The sequence below is a fragment of the Bacillus sp. D7-8 genome (assembly GCF_052055895.1).
Classification (GTDB): domain Bacteria; phylum Bacillota; class Bacilli; order Bacillales; family Bacillaceae; genus Bacillus; species Bacillus velezensis.
Genome location: NZ_CP179922.1, coordinates 3,778,658 through 3,802,444, shown reverse-complemented (window position 1 = coordinate 3,802,444; position 23,787 = coordinate 3,778,658). Strand labels below are relative to the sequence as shown.

Annotated in this window: 22 protein-coding genes; 13 read left to right on the top strand and 9 right to left on the bottom strand. The window is 47.9% G+C overall.

The window, feature by feature from the left end; all coding sequences use genetic code 11:
• Entirely contained in the window at positions 1 to 564 is a 564-nt protein-coding gene (gene ahpC, locus ACKTRM_RS18800) for an alkyl hydroperoxide reductase subunit C (RefSeq protein ID WP_004393188.1), read from the bottom strand.
• Between the two features lie 298 nt (positions 565 to 862).
• Between ahpC and ACKTRM_RS18795 the strand changes: the two genes are divergently transcribed.
• On the top strand, positions 863 to 1,549 hold the full coding sequence (locus ACKTRM_RS18795) for a VOC family protein (RefSeq protein ID WP_012118861.1): 687 nt from the start codon (positions 863 to 865) through the stop codon (positions 1,547 to 1,549).
• Positions 1,550 to 1,585: 36 nt separating this feature from the next.
• Here the strand turns inward: ACKTRM_RS18795 and ACKTRM_RS18790 are convergent, their stop codons facing one another.
• The 3 genes from ACKTRM_RS18790 to ACKTRM_RS18780 all read right to left on the bottom strand — a co-directional run bounded on the left by ACKTRM_RS18790 (position 1,586) and on the right by ACKTRM_RS18780 (position 3,667).
• Complete coding sequence (locus tag ACKTRM_RS18790) at positions 1,586 to 2,041, bottom strand: RDD family protein (protein ID WP_012118860.1); 456 nt, start codon at positions 2,039 to 2,041, stop codon at positions 1,586 to 1,588.
• 69 nt (positions 2,042 to 2,110) lie between these two features.
• Positions 2,111 to 3,277: an MFS transporter gene (locus tag ACKTRM_RS18785; protein WP_012118859.1), complete on the bottom strand. Its 1,167-nt coding sequence runs from the start codon at positions 3,275 to 3,277 to the stop codon at positions 2,111 to 2,113.
• A 78-nt stretch (positions 3,278 to 3,355) separates the two neighbouring features.
• The gene (locus ACKTRM_RS18780; RefSeq protein WP_007407855.1) at positions 3,356 to 3,667 is read right to left on the bottom strand and encodes an ArsR/SmtB family transcription factor; all 312 of its coding nucleotides are present in this window, start codon (positions 3,665 to 3,667) and stop codon (positions 3,356 to 3,358) included.
• Positions 3,668 to 3,809: 142 nt separating this feature from the next.
• Between ACKTRM_RS18780 and ACKTRM_RS18775 the strand changes: the two genes are divergently transcribed.
• Both ACKTRM_RS18775 and ACKTRM_RS18770 read left to right on the top strand, forming a co-directional pair.
• Positions 3,810 to 4,229 carry a DUF5391 family protein gene (locus ACKTRM_RS18775; RefSeq protein ID WP_012118858.1) on the top strand — a complete coding sequence of 140 codons (420 nt, stop codon included), beginning with the start codon at positions 3,810 to 3,812 and terminating at the stop codon, positions 4,227 to 4,229.
• Between the two features lie 130 nt (positions 4,230 to 4,359).
• A complete protein-coding gene (locus ACKTRM_RS18770) occupies positions 4,360 to 5,580 on the top strand; it encodes an outer membrane protein assembly factor BamB family protein (protein WP_123912823.1) in 1,221 nt (406 codons plus the stop codon).
• A gap of 37 nt (positions 5,581 to 5,617) precedes the next feature.
• Here ACKTRM_RS18770 and ACKTRM_RS18765 read toward each other — a convergent pair whose 3' ends face one another.
• Entirely contained in the window at positions 5,618 to 6,955 is a 1,338-nt protein-coding gene (locus ACKTRM_RS18765) for an aldehyde dehydrogenase family protein (protein ID WP_012118856.1), read from the bottom strand.
• Positions 6,956 to 7,096: 141 nt separating this feature from the next.
• Here ACKTRM_RS18765 and ACKTRM_RS18760 point away from each other — a divergent pair, with 141 nt between their 5' ends.
• From ACKTRM_RS18760 to ACKTRM_RS18745, 4 genes are all read left to right on the top strand, one after another.
• Positions 7,097 to 8,254: a TetR/AcrR family transcriptional regulator gene (locus ACKTRM_RS18760; protein ID WP_012118855.1), complete on the top strand. Its 1,158-nt coding sequence runs from the start codon at positions 7,097 to 7,099 to the stop codon at positions 8,252 to 8,254.
• A gap of 244 nt (positions 8,255 to 8,498) precedes the next feature.
• Positions 8,499 to 9,548 carry a fatty acid desaturase gene (locus tag ACKTRM_RS18755; RefSeq protein WP_012118854.1) on the top strand — a complete coding sequence of 350 codons (1,050 nt, stop codon included), beginning with the start codon at positions 8,499 to 8,501 and terminating at the stop codon, positions 9,546 to 9,548.
• Between the two features lie 118 nt (positions 9,549 to 9,666).
• Positions 9,667 to 10,803, top strand: a complete 1,137-nt coding sequence (locus ACKTRM_RS18750) for a sensor histidine kinase (protein ID WP_012118853.1) — start codon at positions 9,667 to 9,669, stop codon at positions 10,801 to 10,803.
• A complete protein-coding gene (locus tag ACKTRM_RS18745; RefSeq protein WP_012118852.1) occupies positions 10,800 to 11,399 on the top strand; it encodes a response regulator transcription factor in 600 nt (199 codons plus the stop codon). The genes ACKTRM_RS18750 and ACKTRM_RS18745 overlap by 4 nt, the downstream gene beginning before the upstream one ends.
• A gap of 56 nt (positions 11,400 to 11,455) precedes the next feature.
• On the opposite strand, the gene ACKTRM_RS18740 is transcribed toward ACKTRM_RS18745, so the two are convergent.
• Positions 11,456 to 12,277, bottom strand: coding sequence for an SDR family oxidoreductase (locus ACKTRM_RS18740; protein ID WP_012118851.1), 822 nt, complete (start codon positions 12,275 to 12,277; stop codon positions 11,456 to 11,458).
• A gap of 128 nt (positions 12,278 to 12,405) precedes the next feature.
• On the opposite strand from ACKTRM_RS18740, the gene ACKTRM_RS18735 reads away from it, so the two are divergent.
• Together ACKTRM_RS18735 and htpG are read left to right on the top strand one after the other, a co-directional pair.
• Complete coding sequence (locus ACKTRM_RS18735) at positions 12,406 to 12,654, top strand: hypothetical protein (RefSeq protein ID WP_012118850.1); 249 nt, start codon at positions 12,406 to 12,408, stop codon at positions 12,652 to 12,654.
• Between the two features lie 171 nt (positions 12,655 to 12,825).
• Complete coding sequence (gene htpG / locus ACKTRM_RS18730) at positions 12,826 to 14,706, top strand: molecular chaperone HtpG (protein WP_012118849.1); 1,881 nt, start codon at positions 12,826 to 12,828, stop codon at positions 14,704 to 14,706.
• Positions 14,707 to 14,748: 42 nt separating this feature from the next.
• Here the strand turns inward: htpG and ACKTRM_RS18725 are convergent, their stop codons facing one another.
• The 3 genes from ACKTRM_RS18725 to ACKTRM_RS18715 all read right to left on the bottom strand — a co-directional run bounded on the left by ACKTRM_RS18725 (position 14,749) and on the right by ACKTRM_RS18715 (position 18,021).
• Positions 14,749 to 16,137: a sugar porter family MFS transporter gene (locus tag ACKTRM_RS18725; protein WP_007407844.1), complete on the bottom strand. Its 1,389-nt coding sequence runs from the start codon at positions 16,135 to 16,137 to the stop codon at positions 14,749 to 14,751.
• A 118-nt stretch (positions 16,138 to 16,255) separates the two neighbouring features.
• Positions 16,256 to 17,188: an aldo/keto reductase gene (locus ACKTRM_RS18720; protein WP_007407843.1), complete on the bottom strand. Its 933-nt coding sequence runs from the start codon at positions 17,186 to 17,188 to the stop codon at positions 16,256 to 16,258.
• A gap of 77 nt (positions 17,189 to 17,265) precedes the next feature.
• On the bottom strand, positions 17,266 to 18,021 hold the full coding sequence (locus ACKTRM_RS18715) for a DeoR/GlpR family DNA-binding transcription regulator (RefSeq protein ID WP_007614879.1): 756 nt from the start codon (positions 18,019 to 18,021) through the stop codon (positions 17,266 to 17,268).
• 444 nt (positions 18,022 to 18,465) lie between these two features.
• Here ACKTRM_RS18715 and iolA point away from each other — a divergent pair, with 444 nt between their 5' ends.
• From iolA to iolD, 4 genes are all read left to right on the top strand, one after another.
• On the top strand, positions 18,466 to 19,929 hold the full coding sequence (iolA, locus tag ACKTRM_RS18710; protein WP_012118848.1) for a methylmalonate-semialdehyde dehydrogenase: 1,464 nt from the start codon (positions 18,466 to 18,468) through the stop codon (positions 19,927 to 19,929).
• Between the two features lie 73 nt (positions 19,930 to 20,002).
• Positions 20,003 to 20,818 (top strand): 5-deoxy-glucuronate isomerase, encoded by an 816-nt coding sequence (gene iolB, locus ACKTRM_RS18705; RefSeq protein ID WP_012118847.1) that lies wholly within the window; start codon positions 20,003 to 20,005, stop codon positions 20,816 to 20,818.
• 23 nt (positions 20,819 to 20,841) lie between these two features.
• Positions 20,842 to 21,834: a 5-dehydro-2-deoxygluconokinase gene (gene iolC, locus ACKTRM_RS18700; protein WP_012118846.1), complete on the top strand. Its 993-nt coding sequence runs from the start codon at positions 20,842 to 20,844 to the stop codon at positions 21,832 to 21,834.
• A gap of 24 nt (positions 21,835 to 21,858) precedes the next feature.
• On the top strand, positions 21,859 to 23,772 hold the full coding sequence (gene iolD / locus ACKTRM_RS18695) for a 3D-(3,5/4)-trihydroxycyclohexane-1,2-dione acylhydrolase (decyclizing) (RefSeq protein ID WP_012118845.1): 1,914 nt from the start codon (positions 21,859 to 21,861) through the stop codon (positions 23,770 to 23,772).
• Positions 23,773 to 23,787: the final 15 nt, after the last annotated feature.

The window sequence follows — 23,787 nt, the reverse complement described above, 5'->3', positions numbered from 1 at the left end:
TTAGATTTTACCTACCAAATCAAGGCTAGGTGTAAGTGTTTCGCCGCCTTCTTCCCATTTAGCCGGGCAGACTTCACCTGGGTTTTGACGAACGTATTGAGCCGCTTTTACTTTGTTTACTAGGTTGCTTGCGTCACGGCCGATACCGCCTGCATTGATTTCAACTGTTTGGATGACGCCATCAGGATCGATGATGAATGTTCCGCGGTCAGCAAGACCAGTTTCTTCGTCAAGAACGTCGAAGTTGCGGGAGATCGTTTGAGATGGGTCACCGATCATTGCGTAAGTGATTTTGCCGATTTTTTCAGAGCTGTCATGCCAGCCTTTGTGTACGAAGTGAGTATCTGTAGAAACAGAGTATACTTCAACACCTAATTCTTTCAGTGCAGCGTATTGTCCTTGAAGATCTTCAAGTTCAGTCGGGCAAACGAAAGAGAAATCCGCTGGGTAGAAGCAGAAAACGCTCCATTGACCTTTCAAATCTTCGTTTGTTACATCGATGAATTCACCGTTTTTGAAAGCTTTTGCTTCGAATGGCAGTACTTCTTTTCCGATTAAAGACATAATATCTTCCTCCTGAAATGTGATTTGAAATATATTAAAAAGACAAAGCATTCACTTTATCTTTCAATAATAATTCTAATTATATATAGATTATTAAATAACATTTATTTTTTGTCAAGCTATATGGGGTATTATTTTCTGCTTTTTTTGCTTTAGATGTTTAAAAACGCCTGGTATAAGCGGTTTGGCGCTGTTTGTCATGTTTAGCGCCGGGCGAAAGGAGGATTCTCAATTGGTGCATCGAAACAGTAGGAATCAACCCTTCTATATGGCAGTATAAACCAAAGGGGGTATGATCATGCAAATAAATAACATTACTTTGTACAGTTGTGCGTTGGAGGAGACGAAACACTTCTATGAACGGGTGTTAGGTTTTTCTTTAATTGATGAGTCCGGTGATTCGTTTACCATCAAGGCGGGAGAAAGTGAGTTGGAATTCAGGCGCGCCGATTCTCACTCTCATCCGACGTATCATTTCGCGTTTAACATTCCGAATAATCGTTTTGATGAGGCGAAGGCGTGGATGAAGGATAAAGTCGTTTTTCAAACGGAAGATGGGGAGGATGAGGTGTATTTCTCTCATATTCAGGCGCGTTCCTTTTATTTCAAAGATCCGTCCAACAATCTGGCGGAATTCATCGCGAGAGAAACATCGCCGCCAAGCGCGGAACATTTTTCGATTGAGTCCGTTCTGAATATCGGCGAGGTGAATCTGACGGCTGCCGAAGTCGTATCAACCGGGAGGGAGCTGCAGCGTTTCGGCATTCCGGTGAGAAAGCATGCGCCTCTTAGTGAAAATGGGTTTCATTTTATGGGTGATTACAATGATGGGGCGTTTTTGCTTTTAGGGCCGAGCGGCCGCCGCTGGATTTTTTCTGATCAGCATGCGGAGTTCCATCCGCTGTCTGTCATTGTGAACGGGACGATCCGCATTGAGGCTGACGGAGAGGGCGGCATTGACATCAGGCGGGCACAGCCGTCATAAAAAAGCCCGGGCTCAAAAGGCCCGGACTTGAGGTCATTATTTATAGACAACACTGGTGCTGCACATGATGTCGTGCAGCGTTTTTTTCTCTCCGAAGGCGCCCATGATGAATCCGATATAAAGAATGAGCTTAGATATGATATATGCGAAAGCGCGTCCGAAGGCCTGGCCGATGGAAATGCGTCCGCCATCTTCATTGACGACCTTAAGGCCGAGCAATGCTTTTCCCAGGGTCCCCTGCATCTTTGAGGCCGTGAGCAGGCTGAAATATAAGATACTGATCACAAAAGAGCTCGCAAGAATCGGGATGACGCCGAACACCAGAAAAGAGATGTTAAACTGATTTTCGGTCATGAAGGGGTCAGCCGCCGCAACGCCTGCCGCAAATAAAAAAGAGACCATAAATTGAATGATAAAAATCGGAATTCCTATGATGATTTGATCAATGACGTAAGCCAGAAACCGAATCCAAAATCCTGCCGGTCTTTCCATGTATCTTTTTCTCTCCCTTGCTTTAATCTGGAATATTATACGTAATCATTCCGGATTTTGCAACGGAGCTTAAGCTTTTGCGAGCAGCCTCTTTCCCCATGCCAAGCGTCCCGTGATCAGCCCGAAAGCCAGAAGGGCAAACATGATGCCGCACCACATCAGCTGATGGATTCCCAATTGTGAAATAAACCAGCCGCCCGCCGCCGTTCCGATGGTGATGCCGAGGTTGGAAAAAGAGACAAACAGGCTGTTGCCGAATTCGGGCGCCTCCTTTGCTTCCGCAGTAAGCCATGTCTGGCTGACAATGAGACCGCCGGAATGAACGGCGCCCCATACGAAGACGAGGACGGCCATCGGCGCGAAAGACGTCCCAAACCCGTATATGAGCAAGTAGGCGGCTGTATAAAGAAGCGGAAACAGGATGACGGTCTTTTTCATATTTTTATATAACAAAGCGCCGAAGACGAAATTCCCGGCTATCATAATCACTCCGAAGCTCATCAGCATGAAGCTGACCCATGTGCCGTTCATATGGGACACCCGTCCGAGGTACTCCGCAAAATAGCTGTAGACAGAAAACATGGCCGCAAAGAGACAGGTGACGGCAGCGATATTGAGCCACAAAGCCGGTTTGCGAAGGATGCCGAGCTGACTTCTGAAAGACATTTTTTCTGTGACCGGCATGGATGGCAAAAAGAGAAGAATGCCCGTGAATGCGATGAGACTGATGATAGCGCCGAATAAGAAGGCGGCTTCAAGGGAGAGACGCTCCGCCAGATAAGACGTGAAAGGCACGCCGAACGCAAAGCCGGCGGTGATGCCTGAAAAGACTTTCGTTACGGCTTTTCCGGATTGGCCGGCGGGGACAAGCCGGGCCGCGGCCGCAAGCGCTACAGAAAAGAACACCGGGTGGCATAAAGCCGGAATGGTCCGAAACGCCAGCATGACACTGAAATGCGCCGTATACGCGTAGACCGCATTTGAAACGGCAAACATCAGCACCGCCAAAAGCAGAATGACTTTCCGGTTTATGCCTGAAGCAAGCAAGGTCAAAAACGGTCCCGACACAGCGACGATGAACGCGAAAATACTGACAAGCCACCCCGCTTTTGAAGCAGAAATATGAAATCTGTCCGCCACTTGCGGAAGGACGCCGATAATGCCCATTTCGGTCGTGATAATTCCGAAAACCCCTAATGCCAAAAACAGAATGAAGATGGAACTGCTTTTTTTCATTGTTATGTATGCCTCCTTTTATAACTACATATACAGAAAAATAGATATGTTAGAACAAAAAAAGCCCTCCTTTCATGGTTATAGCTGGTGCTGAACATAGTCAGCAAAGGCTTTAATTTGTTTTTCATTCCTTCTGTAATAGGTCCACTTTCCGATTCGCTCGGATTCCAGCAGGCCGGCTTTTTGCATGGTCAGCAGGTAGCTGGAGATGACGGACTGCGCAAGCCCCGACTTTGCCTGAATATCACCGACGCAAATTCCGGTGCGGAAACTGAGTCCCTGATCAAGATAAGGTCTTTCATCAAAATGGTCTTCCGGGTGTTTAAGCCACGTCATAATATCACTTCGTGTTTTGTTAGATAGCGCTTTATGAATCAATATCGGTTCCATAACGTTTATTATATCTATTTTTCTGGATTTGTAAATTCGTTTTCGACAAAACATTCTCAAATTAAGTAAAAATCGTGCTAAAATATAACATATTATCAGATTACCGGTAAAAAAGCCGGGTTATTGTCAGGAGGATATTCACATGAATCAAAAGAAAAAAGGTGCGGTTGCGGTGACCTTGCTTTCCGCTCTGCTGTTTTGTTTATTGCCGGTCCTCGTCTCGCTTTCTCCGCTTGCGGAAACGGGGCCGAACGCGAATCGTTTTAATTCCGCGGGCATGTGGGCCGCCGTCGGCGAGATCCTTGTTATATATGCGGTTCCGCTCATTATGTATATTCTCGGTATTCGTGTCATGAAAATCATCATGGCCGTTTTTTGCGGGATCGGGCTCATCATCTGCGCGGCTGTCTTGTTGGTGACGTTATTGACCGCAATTTCCTTAGGGCAGGAGCTGTCTCTTTATTACGGCCTTTTCGTTTGGTCAGGCGCGGCTTTCATCGTCAATGTGGTGTGGTATATTGCCGCGTTTCGATCATCCCCGAAGCATCAGCAGGCTATGTGACATTTGTTCTATAAATCTACCGAAAATACAAATATTTCATAGGTTAATTATGGTATGATCGAAGTGATATAGCAGCTTTTAATAGAAACGGGAGGAACTGACATTGAAAAAAAAGACAGCTTCATTGCGAATGAAAACATTGGCGGCCGGCGCTGCGGTTGCTGCGGCTTTATCTATGGGAGCGGTTACTGATCTGCCGGGGGCAAAATGGCTGCATCCGGCGGCTGCTCAAGCTGCGGAAACGGTATTTAAACAAAATCATGCGGCATCCGGTTTCTTGGCGGGACGGTATGACGCGCAGGCGATGTCTCCGACGATGTTCAACTGGTCAAGAGAAAGCCGGTTTACAAGCACTGCCGATGGCGCATTAAAATGGGAAAAGAATGTCCCGGCCACCCCTCAAAACGGTGCGGGAGCCGCGGTTGATGGGGACGGCACCGTATTTATTCAATCAAAAGACGGGAAGCTGACGGCGTATCATCCGGACGGTACTGTGAAATGGGTGACGGAAAACCTCGGGACGACCTATACGCTGACTCCGGTGCTCGGAACAAACGGTGTCATTTATCTTCCTTCTCACGATAAAAAACTATATTTCATCGACAAAGAAACCGGAAACATTTTAACATCGGTTCCGTTGAGCGGAGCGCCTAGTTCCGATGCGGCTATCGGCTCTGACGGCACGCTGTATGTGTCGACGCTGGATAACTATATCTATGCGATTAAACCGACGTCGCCTTCGACATGGACGCAAAAGTGGAAGTTTAAAACAAACGGCGTGGTCGGCTCCGCTCCCGTGTTAGCGTCAAACGGCACGCTGTATACGGCAACGTACAATAATATCTTTTACGCGATCAATTCCGGAACAGGCCAAGTGAAATGGTCAAAAACGACGTCCAACGGGTTTAAAGGCTATCCGGTTATTGATAGAGACGGCACCGTTTACGCCGGAAACCAGGACGGCAATTTATACGCCTATACATCAACGGGTGCTGTAAAGTGGACGTTCCCGTTAAACGGTTTCTCCAGCTCTTCATTAGCGATCGACCATAACGGCAATGTGTATATCGGTTCCGGAAGCGGCGAGCTGTTTTCCATCAGCAAAACCGGCAATATGAACTGGTCTTTCTATACGGACGGGCCTGTGAGAACGGCGCCGCTGATTGATGCGGACGGCAATGTGTACTTCGGTTCTGACGATAAAAATGTCTATGCGGTTGACGCTGACGGTAATGAAAAATGGCGCTATCAAACAGACAGCAATGTCATTTCCTCCCCGGTTCTGGCTGAAGACGGCACGCTCTATGTCGGCACTTATACGAAACTGCTCGCATTCGGGGCAAAAAAATAATAAAAAAGAATCCGCGTCATCTGCGCGGATTCTTTTTTTATTTAGAGGCTTGAATAAATACGCCTTTTTCATGAGAAAATTCTTTAAAGCCGTACACACCGTGATATGAACCGATCCCGCTCGTATTGACACCGCCGAACGGAAGGTTGACGTCAGTGAAATGAACGACGACATCATTGACAGAAGCATTGCCGGATGTCGTATGCTGCAGCACATAATCGATCAGCTCCTGATTATGGCTGAATACATACAAGGCAAGCGGCTTGTCCCGTTCAGTGATGTAATCAACGGCTTCACTGATATCTTCGTAATTCATAATCGGCAGAATCGGTGCGAAGATTTCTTCCTGCATGATCTTCATATCAGGCGTCACGTTTGTCAGCACGGTCGGAGAAATCGTGCGGTCATGCGCATCGAATACGCCGCCGAACGCCGTTTTCGCCCCTTTTTCAATGGCGTCATCATACAGGGCTTTGACACGGTTAAAGTTGCGGTCGTTGACAATCTGCGTGAATTTGTTGCGGTCAACCGTATGATCATCCTCCATAAAACCTGCATTGACAATGGTTTGCAGGAGATCTGTAAAGGTGCTCTGCACTTCTTTCTTCATAAGGAGATAGTCAGGTGCGATACATGTTTGCCCCGCATTGACAAATTTGCCGACGGCGATTTTTTTCGCCGCGTCCATCAAATCATAGCCGCTGTCGATGATCGTCGGGCTTTTTCCGCCAAGCTCAAGCGTGACGGACGACAAGTGCTTCGCCGCTGCCGTCATGACGATTTTACCGACATTCGTGCTTCCGGTGAAGAAAATGTGGTCAAACGGCTGGTCGAGCAGTTCTGTGGCGACATCGACCTCACCTTCAAAAATGGCGACTTCTTCTTCATGAAATGCCTCGCGAATAACTGTCGCGGCGATATGGCTCGTCTCCATTGTAAAATCGGACAGCTTCACAATCGCGCTGTTGCCGGCCGCAATGGCAGCTGCAAGCGGAGCCATCGTCAGCATAAACGGATAATTCCACGGGCCGAGAATTAAGGTAAGGCCTTTTGGCTCGTACATTAATACGCCGTCAGCGTCGGGGCTGACGGATGAGCCGACGCGTTTCGGCGCCATCCAGGTGTCGAGATTGTTCATATTATCTTTAATCGCCTTGATCGTTCCCTGCGTTTCCGCTCTTTTCACCTCATGATAAGGCTTGCGGACGTCCCGTCTGATCGCCTCAATGATTTCTTCTTCATGTGCGGTGACGGCATCTAAAAAGCGCTGAAGCTTTTCTCTGCGCTGCCCGGCTGTTGAAGCACGCAGCGTTTTTTGATTTTTTTTCTGAAGCTCAAAGACGCGTTTGATGTCTGCTTTTATATGCTGATCCATCGGTCTTCCCCCTCTGGTTGCTTTTTTGTTTCTTCAGGGCCTATTATAATGTGATGTGTTTTTGCGGCAAAGACAGCGTAAACACATCTATACGTTACCGTACAAATTGCGGTGATCTGTCTAATGAAAGGAGTGTCTCTTATGCCGGATTCTGTGACAACTGACATCAAACAAGCGCTTTTGACCATGCTTGGAGAGCGGGATATCCGCCGTGTGACCATGAAGGACATCGCCGAACGGGCGCATGTGAGCCGGGGGACACTGTACCTTTATTACGAAGATAAATATGCGATTTTAGAGGATATAGAAGAAGAAATGAAAGACGGGCTGAGCGAAGCGCTGTATGATTCGCTGAAGAATAAAGATGTGCTTCATTTACATGGCGGATGGCAAAAAGTGCATCCGACCCTGTCTTTTGTTGATCGGCATCGGGTGTTTTTTCAAACGATGATGGACCGCAATAAAATGCCCTATTTTCACTTTCATGCTTTTTTAAAAGATGTGTTCCGGCATGATGTGCTGCTGTCACCGGTCAATGCGGATTTCTCACCGACTGAACAGGATATGTACATTCATTACCGCGCTTTATACACGTATGCGATTGTGTTGTACTGGCTGAATGAGGAGCCCGGGGCATCCCCGGAAGCGATCAGCGGACAGGTGTGGGATTTGATTTCTCAAAAACGGTTTTACTGGCTGTTTGGCCGCCGGATGCCGGAACAAGAAGAAAAAAAGCCCGCCGACCGCCGGGTGACAAGGACGAGGCAGGCCTTGCAAGAAGCCATGATCGGCTTAATGGCAGAAAAAAAAGAGTACGCGGCGATTACGATTTCCGATATTGCCCGTCAAAGCAACCTCCGCCGTGCCACTTTTTATGACCATTACGCCAACAAAGAAGCATTGCTGAAAACGATCATCCATCAATCATGCCGGGATCTGATCGGATTATTGACGGTAAAAGGAGAGCCTGCCGATTGCTCCATGGAAGAAGCGGAAGCCGCGCTCGTCCGTCTCTTTTCGGCACTGTCGGAAGGCCTGCCGCTCGTCCATTTTCTGAGAGAGTGTTCCGGAGTGCCTGACGTCATCCCGGAAATGTTCAGAGCGCTGCAATCGTTTTATCTTCATCAGCCCCTGCACATTCAGGCGGGCAAAAAACTCTATGCATATTATGTCGCGTCCATGCTCGCCGGCTTGATTCAATATCGTCTTCATGAAGGAAAAGACCACGCGCCGGATATACTGGCCCGAGAGTTTCTGCAGTTTTTGGATATAAAGAAGTATCGGGTGATTTTGCTGTGAGGATGATGAAAAAGAACTCAGCCGAAAACAGGCCGGGTTCTTTTTTGCTGTTTTTTTTGAGAAGTGCCGATATGAAGTGTCCGGCTTTATCCCTTATAAAAAAACCTTCTATATGCCGCCTGATCAGCATTCTGCCGCCAAACATGACAAATGTCATATTCGGGGCATGATGGCTGCTACTACAACCGCCGCGAGCGCCTCGGTATACTTGGAATCATAATAAAAAAAAGGGGATATGACATTCATGACCAATCACGCCGCAACTCAAAAACAAGCATCTTTAAAAAAGCAGGTTGCTGCATTTTCCGGTGCCGATACAAAGCATAGTGTCAATCAGCTTTTCAACACGTTTGTGCCGTTTTTTGCCCTTTGGTTTCTTGCTTACTTCAGCCTCAATGTCTCCTATCTTCTGACCCTCGCCTTTACTGTTATAGCAGCGGGATTTTTGACAAGAATCTTTATTATTTTCCACGACTGCTGCCACCAATCCTTTTTCAAACAAAAGAAACTGAACCGGCTGTTCGGGTTTATTTCAGGTGTGCTGACACTGTTTCCGTTCCTTCAATGGCAGCGCAGCCACTCCATTCATCATGCGACAAGCAGCAACTTAGATAAACGGGGCACCGGCGATATTTGGATGATGACCGTCAAGGAATACAACGAAGCGTCAGCTTGGACAAAAGTACGCTACAGACTTTATCGCAATCCGTTTATTATGTTTATTCTCGGCCCGATTTACGTATTTCTGATTCAAAACCGTTTCAATGTAAAAGGCGCCCGCCGCAAGGAGCGCTGGAACACCTATTTCACGAACGCGGCGATTGTCTTATTGGCTGCTGCGACGTGCCTGCTTGTCGGCTGGGAAAACTTTTTGCTTGTTCAAGGTCCGATTTTCCTTATTTCGGGGTCAATCGGCGTCTGGCTCTTTTATGTTCAGCACACGTTTGAGGATTCTTATTTTGAAGCCGATGAGCATTGGGACTATGTGCAGGCCGCGGTAGAAGGAAGCTCCTTTTACAAGCTTCCGAAGCTTTTGCAATGGCTGACAGGCAATATCGGCTACCATCATGTCCACCACTTAAGCCCGAAAGTGCCGAACTACAAGCTGGAAGCCGCTCATGAGGGGCACGAGCCTTTAAAAAACGTACCGACCATTACGCTTAAAACAAGTCTTGAATCCATGAAATTCCGTCTGTGGGATGAGGACGAAAAGCAATTTGTCACCTTTCGGGAGGCGCGGAAAAAACCGGCGCCCCATCCGGTACCGAAAGAACCTTTAAAGAAAAATGCCTGATATGGCGCGCGGCTCTTTCTCTTATCAGAAAGGGCCTTCTCTTCATGCGTGAGGATGCAATGAAGGCGGTGTTTTGATAAAGTGATGGTAGACACAAGCAGCAGAAGGTGGAACAAAGATGAAGAAGTATTTTAAATTTCAAAAACTGAATGGGATTTCTCCTTATATATGGATGATTTTTTTCATCTTGCCTTTTTATTTTATTTTTAAAAGCTCTTCTACCTTTGTCATCGTGGCCGGCATCATTTTCACACTTGTTTTCTTTGGCGCATACCGCTTCGCATTTGTTGCAAAAGGCTGGCCGCTTTACTTATGGGCGCTTCTTCTGATCGGCATTTCGACCGGCTCAGCCATGCTGTTCAGTTATATTTATTTCGCCTTCTTTATCGCCTACTTCATCGGCCATATCCGAGACAAAGTTCCATTTTACATCTTATATTACATTCATATCATCAGTGCGGCGGTTGCCGTCAACTTCAGCCTTGTTCTGAAAAAAGAGTGGTTTTTGACACAAATACCGTTTATCGTCATTACACTGATCAGTGCCATCCTTCTCCCGCTCAGCATTCGAAGCAGAAAGGCACGGGAGCGCCTTGAGGAGAAATTAGAATATGCAAATGAGCGAATCGCCGATCTTGTGAAGCTGGAAGAAAGGCAGCGCATCGCCCGGGACCTTCACGATACACTTGGACAAAAGCTCTCCTTAATCGGACTGAAAAGCGACCTCGCCCGAAAGCTGATTTACAAGGACCCTGAACAGGCCCGCACTGAGCTGAAAAGCGTGCAGCAGACGGCCCGCACCTCCTTAAATGAGGTCAGAAAAATCGTCTCATCGATGAAAGGCATCCGATTGAAGGATGAGCTCGGCAATGTTCGGCAAATTCTTGAAGCGGCAGGAATTGAATTTGTGTATGAAGAAAAAGAAGCGCCAAAACATATCTCTCTGCTGAACGAAAACATCGTCAGCATGTGCATAAAAGAAGCCGTCACCAATGTCGTGAAACATAGCGGCGCCAAAGTATGCCGCATCACCATTCAGCAGCTTTGGAAAGAGGTTGTCATTATGGTAGAAGATGACGGCAGCTTTCAATGCAAAGAAGACCGCTTTTTTTCAAAGGGGCACGGCCTGCTTGGAATGAGGGAACGTCTTGAATTCGCAAACGGCAGTTTAGCCATCGATACAGCCGCCGGAACAAAGCTGACCATGAGAATCCCGAATGATTCAAAATCAAAAGAAAAGGATGGTAGCAGATGATCAACATCTTCATTGCCGAGGATCAGCAAATGCTGCTCGGCGCACTCGGTTCACTGTTGAATTTAGAAGAGGATATGACGGTTGTCGGCCAAGGCACAAGCGGCCAGGATGCCATCGATTTCGTGAAAAAACATGCGCCTGACATCTGTCTGATGGATATTGAAATGCCCGGGGTATCAGGTCTTGAAGCGGCAGAAGAACTCAAGGACAGCGGTGTGAAAATCATCATTTTGACGACCTTTGCCCGCTCCGGCTATTTTCAGCGGGCGCTAAAAGCAGGCGTCAGCGGGTACATGCTCAAGGACAGCCCGAGCGATGAGCTCGTCAGCGCCATCCGCAGCGTCATGAAAGGAAGACGCGTCTACGCACCTGAATTAATGGAGGACATCTATAGTGAAGAAAACCCGCTGACCGAACGGGAAAAAGAGGTGCTCGAGCTTGTCGCAGACGGAAAAAACACGAAAGAAATCGCAAACGCCCTCAGCATCAAAAGCGGCACAGTCCGCAATTACGTTTCGATGATCCTGGATAAATTAGAAGTGAAAAATCGAATTGAAGCCATTACCAGATCAAAGGAAAAGGGCTGGTTTAAGTAACCCGCCCTCAGCTTGTTCAGCCAGTGTTTTTGCACTGGCTTGTTTCTTTTTCACCGTCACTCCGTCTCTTCCTTCCACTTCTTATCAATCAGCATTTTCCCTGGCCAAGTGTATGCCATGATGCCGCCGTCTGCGGTGATGTCTTCTCCCGTGACGTAAGAGCTGTCGTCTGAAGCGAGGAAGAGCGCGACGGCTGCCATTTCTTCCGGTTTTCCGAGCCGGCCGAGCGGCGTGATCCATTTGTTGGCTTCACGGAACGCTTCGCCCATTTCGTCTTCTGTCGTGCCTGCCAATTTATCAATGAGCGGCGTTTCAATCGTCCCCGGCGATAAGGAATTGACGCGGATTCCGCTTCTGGCGTAATCAATGGCCATCGCTCTCGTCAGGTTCGTGATTCCGCCTTTTGCGGCGTTATAGCCGGAGCGGTCAAGGTCTGCGGCCCGGCCGGACATGGAGGAGGTGTTGATGATGGAGCCTCCTTTTTCGAGCATGAGCGGAATCAGGTATTTGCTGCACAGAAATGTGCCGCGCAGATCGACGGCGATGATCCGGTCAAACAGGTCGACCGGGTATTCATGGACTTTTCCGCCCTCTTGGTCAACACCAGCATTGTTGAACAGAATATCAATTGTTCCGTACTTTTGCTGAATGCCGTCTGCAAAAGACTTTACGTTTTCTTCGTTTGATACATCAAGGTGAAAGGCTTCTGCTTCTCCGCCGTTTTTTCTGATGGCGCTGACGGTTTCATTCAGTTCGCTTTCATTGATGTCACCGCAGATCACGCGGGCGCCTTCATCGGCGAAAACCCGTGCCGTCGCTTGTCCGATGCCTGTCGCGGCCCCTGTGATGATTGCGGTTTTGTCTGTTAATCTTCCCATATTGCGATTCCTCCTTTTTTTATATCTGTTCCCGCTGAATAGGGGGTTAAACATACGGAGGTCTGTTTCTAAATACCTATTAAATATGTTAATATTATGTATATACATCATTGGGAGTTTTACATATTTTGAAGATACAGCATAAGAAGGAGATAGCGTTTTATTGTTATGCCAGTGTTCCTATGGGATTTGTGATTTACACCGTTATCTCTATTCTATTTCAGGACATCACATTTCCTCTCACTGTAAGAAATGTTCTTCATGAGTCTTTGCGAAACTTGGGATCTCTTATCTTATTTAGTTTGTTTTTCTACCCGTCATACATATGGATGAAGAAGGAATTCGGCAGCCGGAAAGAAGCAGAGAGGAGAGGATGATCAACATTCTCTCTTTTTTATTGATAAAATGGGTGAAATGAATCCATTAACATGTTAAATTTACAATATATGCATCTGCTAATCCTAGTTGACAATTGTCACTGTATATGATAAATAGATGCTGAAAAGATTTTACATAACATCAAAGCATAATTAAAGGAGAGATCTGAAGTGCGGAAAAAAAAGTTTAAAGCAGAATCCAAGCGATTGCTGGACATGATGATTAACTCCATTTACACGCAGAAGGAAATTTTTCTCCGCGAGTTAATTTCCAACGCGAGCGATGCGATTGACAAAATCTATTACAAGGCGTTAACCGATGATTCATTAACGTTTGATCAAGACAATTACTACATAAAAGTGACGGCGGACAAAGAAGCGAGAACGCTCACCGTCACAGACACCGGTATCGGGATGACAAAAGACGAGCTTGAACAGCATCTCGGCACAATTGCGAAAAGCGGTTCACTCGCTTTCAAGCAAGAAAATGACTCGAAAGACGGCCATGACATTATCGGCCAGTTCGGCGTCGGATTTTATGCGGCGTTTATGGTGGCTGATAAAGTCACGGTGAAAAGTAAGGCGCTCGGCAGTGACGAGGCGTATGTATGGGAGTCGGAAGGGGCTGCCGGCTACACGATCGCGCCGTGTGACAAGGAAACCATCGGTACGGAAATCACCTTGAAAATAAAAGAAAACACAGAAGATGAAAGCTATGATGAGTTTTTAGAAAACTACCGCATCAAAGCGATCGTGAAAAAGTACTCTGATTTTATCCGCTACCCGATCAAAATGGAAGAGACGGTCAACAAGCCGAAAGAGGGCAGCGAGAACGAATTTGAAGAAGTTCAGGAAGAACAGACGGTCAACAGCATGGTGCCGATCTGGAGAAAAAACAAAAGCGAGCTGACGGATGAGGATTACGAGGCTTTTTACGCCGAGAAGCATTACGGTTTTGATAAACCGCTGACCCATGTGCATATCAGCGTCGATGGAGCGGTGCGCTACAATTCGATTTTGTTTATTCCGGAAAACATGCCGTTTGACTATTATACGAAGGAATTCGAAAAAGGATTGGAGCTGTACTCCAACGGCGTGCTGATCATGAACAAATGCGCCGACCTGCTTCCGGACCATTTCAGCTTTGTAAAAGGCATGGTGGATTCTGAGGATCTGTCGCTGAACATTTCCAGAGAGATGCTGCAGCACGACCGCCAGCTGAAGCTGATTGCGAAAAACATCAATAAAAAAATCAAAGCCGAGCTCAAGAGCCTGCTGAAGAACAAAAGGGAAAAATACGAATCTTTCTATGAATCTTTCGGCAGACAGCTGAAATTCGGCGTCTATAATGATTTCGGCGCGAATAAAGACGTATTAAAAGATCTGCTTCTCTTCTATTCATCTAAGGAGAAAAAGCTCGTCACTCTGGACGAATATGTGTCCAGAATGCCTGAGGATCAAAAATATATCTATTACGCGTCCGGCGATTCATATGAGCGGATTGAAAAGCTGCCGCAAACTGAAATGGTCGCGGACAAAGGCTACGAAATTTTATATTTCACGGAGGATATTGATGAATTCGCGATCAAAATGCTGACAAGCTACGAGGAAAAAGAATTCAAGTCCGTATCCAGCGCCGACTTAGGCATCGACAGTGATGAGGATGAAAAGCAGACCGAAGCCGAAGAAAACGAATATAAAGACCTGTTCGAAAGCATGAAAGAGATTCTTGCGGATAAAGTAAAGAACGTCAGAGCATCGAAACGTTTAAAATCCCATCCGGTATGCTTTGCGACAGACGGCGAAGTGACGATCGAAATGGAGAAAGTGTTAAACGCCATGCCTGACAGCCAGCAGGTCAAAGCGGAAAAAGTGCTGGAAATCAACCCGAATCACGAAGTGTTTGAGACGTTAAAGAACGCGCACGGACAAGATCGGGAAAAGCTGGCATTATACACAAATCTTCTCTACAATCAGGCGCTTCTGATTGAAGGGCTGCCGATCCATGATCCGGTCGAATTTACGAATGACATTTGCAAAGTTATGGTATGACGCCAAAAAGGAATCGCCCAGCGGGGGCGATTCCTTTTTTTGTTACAGTGTGCGCTGTTTAAGAATTTGATTTTGTTTGCTGCGCTTTTTTAAGGAGAACCGTTTTTTCAAGTGCGTTTCGATTTCTTCTAAACTTCTGCCCTTCGTTTCAGGAACGATGTAAGCGGCGAAGAAGAAAGATGAGAGGCAAATGACTGAGAATATTCCGAATACCCAGCCGATGCCCATAGCGCTCAGCATAAGCGGGAATACCAGTGAAACGATCAGGTTGGTTGCCGACAGAATCAATGTCGTAAATCCGGTTGCGGCTCCGCGTGCGTTTGACGGGAACAGCTCCGGCATCAGAACCCATACGACGGGACCCCAGGTCGCCTGGTAGAAGACGATATAGATGCCGAGAAACAGCACGGTCAGCCATGCTGTTGAAGCTGACAGGCCGGCCAGAAGGAGAATGGCTGATAGTGACGCCAGGCTCAAGGTAATGCCGACGCTTCCCCACATCAGCAGTTTTTTCCGGCCGATCCGGTCGATTAAGATCATGGCGGTGATACACATGATGACGTTTAAGACACCGATGCCCATCGTGCCGAGAACGGACGCCGAAGTGCCGAGTCCGGCCTTTGTAAAGATGGTCGGCGCATAGTAAATCACCGTGTTGATACCGACCGCCTGCTGGAAGATGGCGAGGCCGATCCCGATCAGCAGCATAGGACGGATCCATTTTGCTTTCAGCAAGCCGAGCGTAGATTCTTTTTTCTCGGCTTCTCCTTGTTTCATTTCCGCCAATTCAACGGCGATATCCTCTTTGTCGTGGGTCATTTCCATGACTTGTCTGGCTTCCTGCTCACGGCCGCGTTTGACGAGCCATCTCGGAGATTCCGGCATAAACGCGATTCCGATTAATAAAAGCGCCGCCGGTACTGCGGCGAGACCGACCATCCAGCGCCAAGCTTCAAACGGGGTGAATATGTAATTCACGATATATGCGAGTAAAATTCCGGTTACAATCATTAAGTTATTCAATGTGCCGAGCGTTCCGCGTATTTTTGTCGGCGCCATCTCAGATAGATAAACGGGAACCAGCGCCGTTGAGCCCCCGACGGCTAACCCGAGAATGACACGGGAGATAATCAGCATGGTGACGGTTTGCGAAGCCGCACAGGCAAGCGCGCCGATAATAAAAATGAGTGAAAGGACGAAAACCACTTTTCTCCGGCCCCATCGGTCAGAGCATGTCCCGCTTAATGCGGACCCGAAAATCGCACCGAGCAGCAGCATGCTGACGACCAATCCCTCGGTCAGCGTGTTTAAAGGAATATCATTGTTAATAAATAACAAAGCCCCTGAAATCACACCGGTGTCATAGCCGTAAAGCAGCCCGCCTAATGCTCCGAAAAAGTAAATCAGGTATTTTTTGGTGTTTTTCTTCACAGATGATCCTCCTCATCTTTTGGAACGCATAATAGTTTATTTAGATAACTATTTCATTCCCCGAAGAGAAAAATATAAACATAAAAAAACACGCCCCTTTAAGAGGCGTGTTTTTTTCTTAGGAAAACAGCTTGTCGATAAACGCGATTTCTTCAGCAGATAGCGTAATGGAGGCTGCTTTCATGTTGTCTTTTAATTGATCCGCGCGTTTGGCGCCCGGAATCAGGATATCGATTTCAGGTCTCGCCAAGTACCAGGCAAGCACGATATGCGCCGTATCGGCATTGTGCTTTTCGGCAATCGGTTTGAGCTGGTTGACTTTTTTGATGTTTTCTTTAAACTGCTCCCCTTGGAAATGCGCCTGATCATTGCGCAGGTCGCCTTCAGGGAAGGTTGTGTTCTCGTCGTATTTGCCGGCCAGCAGTCCGGATACGAGCGGGAAGTACGGAATGAATGAGATGCCGTGTTCTGTCGTATAAGGGAAGAAAGTCTTTTCCGCCTCACGGTTCAGCAGGTTGTATTCTCCTTGAATCACGTCGACTAAGCCGTCTTTATTGGCTTCTTTCAGCTGTTCCAAAGAGAAATTGGATACGCCGATGGAACGGATTTTTCCTTCTTTTTTCAGCTCATTCAATGCTTGAACGGCTTCGTCCTTCGGCGTGTGCTCATCCGGGAAATGGATGTAGAATAAATCGATGTAATCAGTCTGCAGGCGTTTCAGGCTGTCTTCGACCGATTGTTTCAAAAAGGCCGGTGAATTGTCGAAAACAAAGTCATCGCCTTCTTTTCTGTGAGCGGCTTTTGTGGCGATGAAGACATCCTCGCGGTTACATTCTTTCAGCACCTCGCCGATTAATTCTTCAGAACGGCCCACACCGTAAATATAGGCGGTATCTAACATGGTAACGCCGCTTTTAATCGCTTCCCGAACCAATTCTTTTCCCGTTTCTTCATTCAGATTCGGATAGAGATTGTGTCCGCCGACCGCATTTGTTCCCAAACCGATCGGAAATACCTTTAGGTCAGTTTTGCCGATTGTTACTTTGCTCATGTTTTCGCCCCCTGAAAAAATTGGATATCATAGCGACTGCCGGAAAAATACGGCAGCGTTCTCTATTAACTATAACGCTATGCCAAGTGAATGTCGATTTGATGCTCTTGGCAATACTTCGTATATTCCTCATCGAGCTGCTGAGAAGTGACAATGCTGTGAAGCCGGTCGAAAGGCGCGTATGTCAAAAGCGTGGATTTGCCGAATTTGGAATGATCCGCGAGCAGATACACTTCGTTCGCCTTTTCGGAAATTCTCTTTTTCACCTCGTATTCCAGTAAGTCGGAATTCGTCAGGCCGTGGGTGATCGTTGTCCCGGTAGCGGACATGAACGCCTTGTTAATGTTGTATTTATTGAGTGTGCTCGGATCATCAATGCCGACAAACGACCTTGTCTTCCGTTTGTAGTTATTGCCGATGATGATCAGGTCGATATTTTTCATGGATGAAGCCGCGTTAATAATATCAAGGCTGTTCGTCAAAACCGTTACATTCTTATCGGGATCAAGCGTCTCCAGCATCGATTTGGTCGTCGTGCCGGAATCAATAAATACAAGATCGTGATCCTCGATAAACCGTGACGCATAGCGGGCGATTTTGATTTTTTCATCCTGATGTTGAATGGTGCGGTTTTCAAAAGGGACGAGCACAGATTTTTCGGCTGACGTCACGCCGCCGTATACCTTTTTGATAACCCCTTTTTCCGCAAGCTTATTAATATCGCGTCTGACCGTGTTTTTAGAGACGTTGAATACCTCGCACAGCTCATCCAGTGAAGTGGCTCCGTGTTTGAGAATGTATTCTTCCATCTCCTGAATCCGCATCAGTTTCATAAAAAAACTCCTTCTAGAATTCTTAAAGTAATTAAAATATATAATAAACACCAGAAGTTAATCAATAGTTACTTAACAAATGATAAAAAAGAGGGATCATCCCCTCCGATTCGACACGGTTCTCCAAGTTCCTGTTTTCCCGATCAAAAAAAGTATGGTAAAAATAATGAAAAAATTTTGATTTTTTAGATTGACTTGAAGATGTGTTGGGCTTACAATGTAACCAAGAAATGACCAAAACATAACCTGTAAAATCAAAAGTGAAAGATGTAACCGTTTGCTTTTTCCGGTACATGACCAAGTTTTACATGGAAAGATTGGGATTCACCATCATTTTAGCATTTGTAAGCGTTTAATTCATGTCTTTTATATGTAAAAGATGAATATATTCATCCGTTATTATCCAGCTGAACAGGATGTTTACTATTTAAGGAGGCAATGAGAATGGCAGAGATCAGAAAACTGAAAAACTACATCAATGGTGAATGGGTTGAAAGTAAGACAGATCAATATGAAGACGTTATCAATCCGGCTACAAAAGAAGTGATGTGCCAGGTTCCGATTTCTACGCGGGAGGATGTGGAATACGCCGTCCGCTCAGCGTCAGAGGCATTTCAAACATGGTCAAAGACGGCAGTGCCGCGCCGTGCGAGAATTCTATTTAACTATCAGCAGCTTCTCCAGCAGAACAAAGAAGAGCTTGCCCGTCTGATTACTTTGGAAAACGGTAAAAACACGACGGAGGCACTCGGTGAAGTGGGACGCGGAATTGAAAACGTCGAATTCGCAGCGGGCGCGCCGTCACTCATGATGGGCGATTCACTTGCCTCCATCGCGACGGATGTAGAGGCGGCGAACTACCGCTATCCGATCGGGGTGGTCGGCGGTATCGCACCGTTCAACTTCCCGATGATGGTCCCGTGCTGGATGTTCCCGATGGCGATTTCGTTAGGAAATACGTTCATTCTGAAGCCGTCTGAGCGCACGCCGCTGTTAACGGAAAAACTGGCAGAGCTGTTTGAACAGGCCGGCCTTCCGAAGGGCGTCTTCAATGTCGTGCACGGCGCGCATGACGTCGTAAACGGCGTTCTTGAACATCCGGATATTAAAGCCATCTCATTCGTCGGTTCAAAACCTGTCGGCGAGTATGTTTTCAAAAAAGGCAGCGAACATTTGAAGCGCGTGCAAGCGTTAACGGGCGCGAAAAACCATACGATCGTGTTAAATGACGCCCACCTTGAAGATACGGTGACAAACATTATCGGTGCGGCATTCGGTTCGGCAGGAGAGCGCTGCATGGCATGCGCGGTTGTGACGGTTGAAGAGGGAATCGCCGATGAGTTTATGGCGAAATTACAGGAAAAAGCAGCGGACATCAAGATCGGAAACGGACTGGATGACGGCGTGTTCTTAGGCCCGGTCATCCGCGAGGACAACAAAAAACGCACGCACAGCTATATTGAAAAAGGCATCGAAGAAGGAGCGAGACTTCTTTGTGACGGGCGTGAAAACGCAACGGAAGACGGCTATTTCGTCGGACCGACGATTTTTGACAACGTGACGACGGATATGACGATCTGGAAAGATGAAATCTTTGCGCCCGTTCTGTCGGTCATCCGCGTGAAAAACTTAAAAGAAGCGGTGGACATCGCCAACCAGTCTGAATTTGCGAACGGCGCGTGTCTGTTCACTTCAAATGCGAACGCGATCCGCTACTTCCGTGAGAATATTGACGCGGGAATGCTCGGCATCAACCTTGGCGTCCCGGCGCCGATGGCATTCTTCCCGTTCTCTGGCTGGAAGTCTTCTTTCTTCGGCACATTGCACGCAAACGGAAAAGACAGCGTCGACTTCTATACACGTAAAAAAGTCGTGACGGCACGATACCCGTCTCCTGACTTCAATTGATCTGACAGCCGGCCCGGACGGCTTTGTGATTCCGTCCGGGTTTTCTTTTACCATCCATTAAGGAGGAATAAACATGAGTCATTTGCTGCGCAAACCGCAGGCCGATGAGATTTCTCAAGGCGTGAACATCATACATGACGTCACTTCAGCCAATTCAGACCTCAAATACGTCGGATTTAAAGTCGTTGACCTCACTCCCGGTTCCGCATATACAGAAGATTTGAAAAAGACGGAGTGCTGCATCGTTGCGGTAACGGGAAAAATCACCGTCACTGATTATGATCAGACATTTGAAAGCATCGGCACCCGTGAAAGCGTATTTGAAAGAAAACCGACGGACAGCGTTTATGTGTCCAATGACCGCTCTTTTGAGATCACAGCGGTCAGCGGGGCGAGGGTCGCGCTGTGCTATTCTCCGTCCGAACACCAGCTTCCGACAAAGCTGATTAAAGCGGAAGACAACGGTGTGGAACATCGCGGCAAGCTGGCAAACAAACGAACCGTTCATAATATTCTCCCCGATTCAGATCCATCGGCAAACAGCCTTCTCGTTGTTGAAGTTTACACGGACAGCGGCAACTGGTCGAGCTACCCGCCTCATAAACATGACCAAGACAATCTGCCGGCTGAATCCTTTTTAGAAGAAACCTATTACCATGAAACGGACCCGCCGCAGGGGTTTGTCTTCCAGCGTGTGTACACGGACGACCGCTCGATTGATGAGACGATGACCGCAGAAAATGAAAACGTTGTCATCGTGCCGGCGGGCTATCACCCGGTTGGTGTTCCGGACGGGTATACCTCTTACTACCTGAATGTAATGGCGGGACCGACACGAAAATGGAAGTTTCATAATGATCCGGCCCATGAATGGATCCTGGAACGCTAACAAGTGAGGAGTGGCAGATAACGATGAAATATACATTTAATGAAGAAAAAGAGTTTGATATTGTCGCGATCGGACGCGCGTGTATTGATTTGAACGCTGCGGAATACAACCGGCCGATGGAAGAAACGATGACGTTTTCTAAATATGTCGGCGGCTCCCCGGCAAATATTGCGATCGGCAGCGCCAAGCTCGGATTAAAAGCCGGTTTTATCGGCAAAATCCCGGACGATCAGCACGGCAGATTCATCGTTTCTTATATGCAGGGAAAGGGCGTTGATACGTCACAAATGACCGTTGACAGAGAAGGGCGCAAAGCCGGGCTCGCTTTTACCGAAATTCTCAGTCCCGAAGAGTGCAGCATTCTGATGTACCGGGATGACGTGGCGGATTTGTATCTTGAGCCGTCCGAAGTCAATGAAGGCTACATCGCAAACGCGAAAATGCTGCTCGTATCAGGCACGGCGCTTGCGAAAAGCCCGTCGCGCGAAGCCGTCTTAAAAGCGGTGCATATCGCAAAAAAACATGACGTAAAAGTCGTGTTTGAGCTCGACTACCGTCCGTATACATGGCAATCGGCAGAAGAAACAGCCGTGTACTACACGCTGGTGGCGGAACAATCCGATATCGTCATCGGTACGCGTGACGAATTTGACGTAATGGAAAACCGCAGCGGCGGAGGTAACGATGAAACCGTCCGCCATTTGTTTGCGCACTCCGCCGACCTTGTCGTCATTAAGCACGGCGTTGACGGATCATACGCATACAGCAGATCGGGAGAAGTTTTCCGGGCGCATGCCTATAAAACAAAGGTGCTGAAGACCTTCGGAGCGGGTGATTCCTATGCGTCAGCCTTCATCTACGGACTTGTCAGCGGCCGGGATATTGAAACGGCTTTAAAATACGGGAGCGCTTCCGCTTCCATCGTCGTCAGCAAACACAGCTCCTCAGAAGCAATGCCGGCTGCCGGTGAAATCATCGAACTGATTGAAGCGCAGCACAGTCTTAACGGTAAATAGAACGTATAAAAGGTGGGATCGTTTGTGGGTAAGACAATTCGCTTAACGACAGCACAAGCGCTGATTCAATTCTTGAACCGGCAGTACATTCATGTTGACGGAAAAGAAGAGCCGTTCGTTGAGGGCATCTTCACGATTTTCGGCCACGGAAATGTGTTGGGGATCGGGCAGGCGCTTGAGCAGGACGCCGGGCACCTGAAAGTCTATCAAGGCAAAAACGAACAAGGCATGGCGCATGCCGCGATGGCATACAGCAAGCAGATGCTGAGAAGAAAAATTTACGCGGTATCGACATCGGTCGGTCCGGGTGCCGCTAACTTGACGGCTGCCGCGGGTACGGCGCTGGCCAATCATATCCCGGTGCTGCTGCTTCCGGCCGATACCTTTGCGACGAGGCAGCCTGACCCGGTGCTTCAGCAGGTGGAGCAGGAATACAGTGCCGCCGTCACAACAAACGATGCGTTAAAGCCCGTGTCCCGCTATTGGGATCGCATCACCCGCCCCGAGCAGCTGATGAGCAGCTTAATCCGGGCGTTTGAAGTGATGACAGATCCGGCAAAAGCGGGCCCGGCGACCATCTGCATTTCTCAGGATGTAGAGGGAGAAGCATTTGATTTTGATGAAAGCTTCTTTGAAAAACGCGTTCATTACATTGACCGGATGCAGCCGAGCGAGCGTGAACTGAAAGGCGCCGCGGAAAGAATTAAGCAGAGCAGCCGTCCCGTCATTTTAGTGGGCGGCGGCGCGAAGTACTCCGGCGCGCGTGAGGAATTAATCGCGCTTTCTGAAACATACGGCATTCCGCTTGTCGAAACGCAGGCCGGCAAGTCAACGGTTGAAGCCGATTTCGCCAACAATCTGGGCGGCATGGGCATCACGGGCACCCTCGCCGCAAACAAAGCCGCCCGCCAGGCTGATCTGATCATCGGTGTCGGCACACGGTACACGGACTTTGCGACATCCTCGAAAACGGCGTTTGATTTTGACAAAGCAAAATTTTTGAATATCAACGTCAGCCGCATGCAGGCTTACAAGCTTGACGCGTTTCAGGTCGTAGCCGATGCGAAAGTGACGCTTGGCAGGCTGCACGGCTTATTAGACGGATATAAAAGTGCATTCGGCACGGCGATTAAAGACTGGAAAGATGAATGGCAGGCTGAACGGGACCGGCTCGGCAAGGTCACTTTTACACGTGACGCGTTCGAACCGGAAATTAAAAACCATTTCTCACAGGATGTGTTAAACGAGTATGCCGACGCGCTCGGGACTGAGCTGCCGCAGACAACGGCGCTGTTGACCATCAATGACACGATTCCTGAAGATAGCGTCGTCATCAGTTCGGCGGGATCTCTTCCGGGAGATTTGCAGCGGCTGTGGCATTCCAACGTCCCGAATACGTACCACCTCGAGTACGGCTATTCCTGCATGGGATATGAAGTATCAGGCACGCTCGGCCTCAAGCTGGCCCATCCCGACAAAGAAGTCTATTCACTCGTCGGCGACGGAAGCTTTCTGATGCTGCACTCAGAGCTGATTACCGCGCTTCAATATAACAAAAAAATCAATGTCCTGCTTTTTGACAACTCGGGATTCGGCTGTATTAACAACCTGCAGATGGATCACGGGAGCGGCAGTTATTTCTGCGAGTTCCGCACAGAGGACAATCAGATTTTAAACGTTGATTACGCGAAGGTGGCAGAGGGCTACGGCGCTAAAACATACAGAGCCAATACGGTTGAAGAACTGAAAGCGGCGCTTGAAGATGCGAAAACGCAAGACGTATCCACTTTAATTGAAATGAAGGTTCTGCCGAAAACGATGACGGACGGCTATGACAGCTGGTGGCATGTCGGCGTGGCGGAAGTGTCGGAGCAGAAAAGCGTTCAGCGGGCATATGAAGCGAAAGAGACGAAGCTGAAGTCTGCAAAGCAGTACTAGAGGGGAGGCATCACG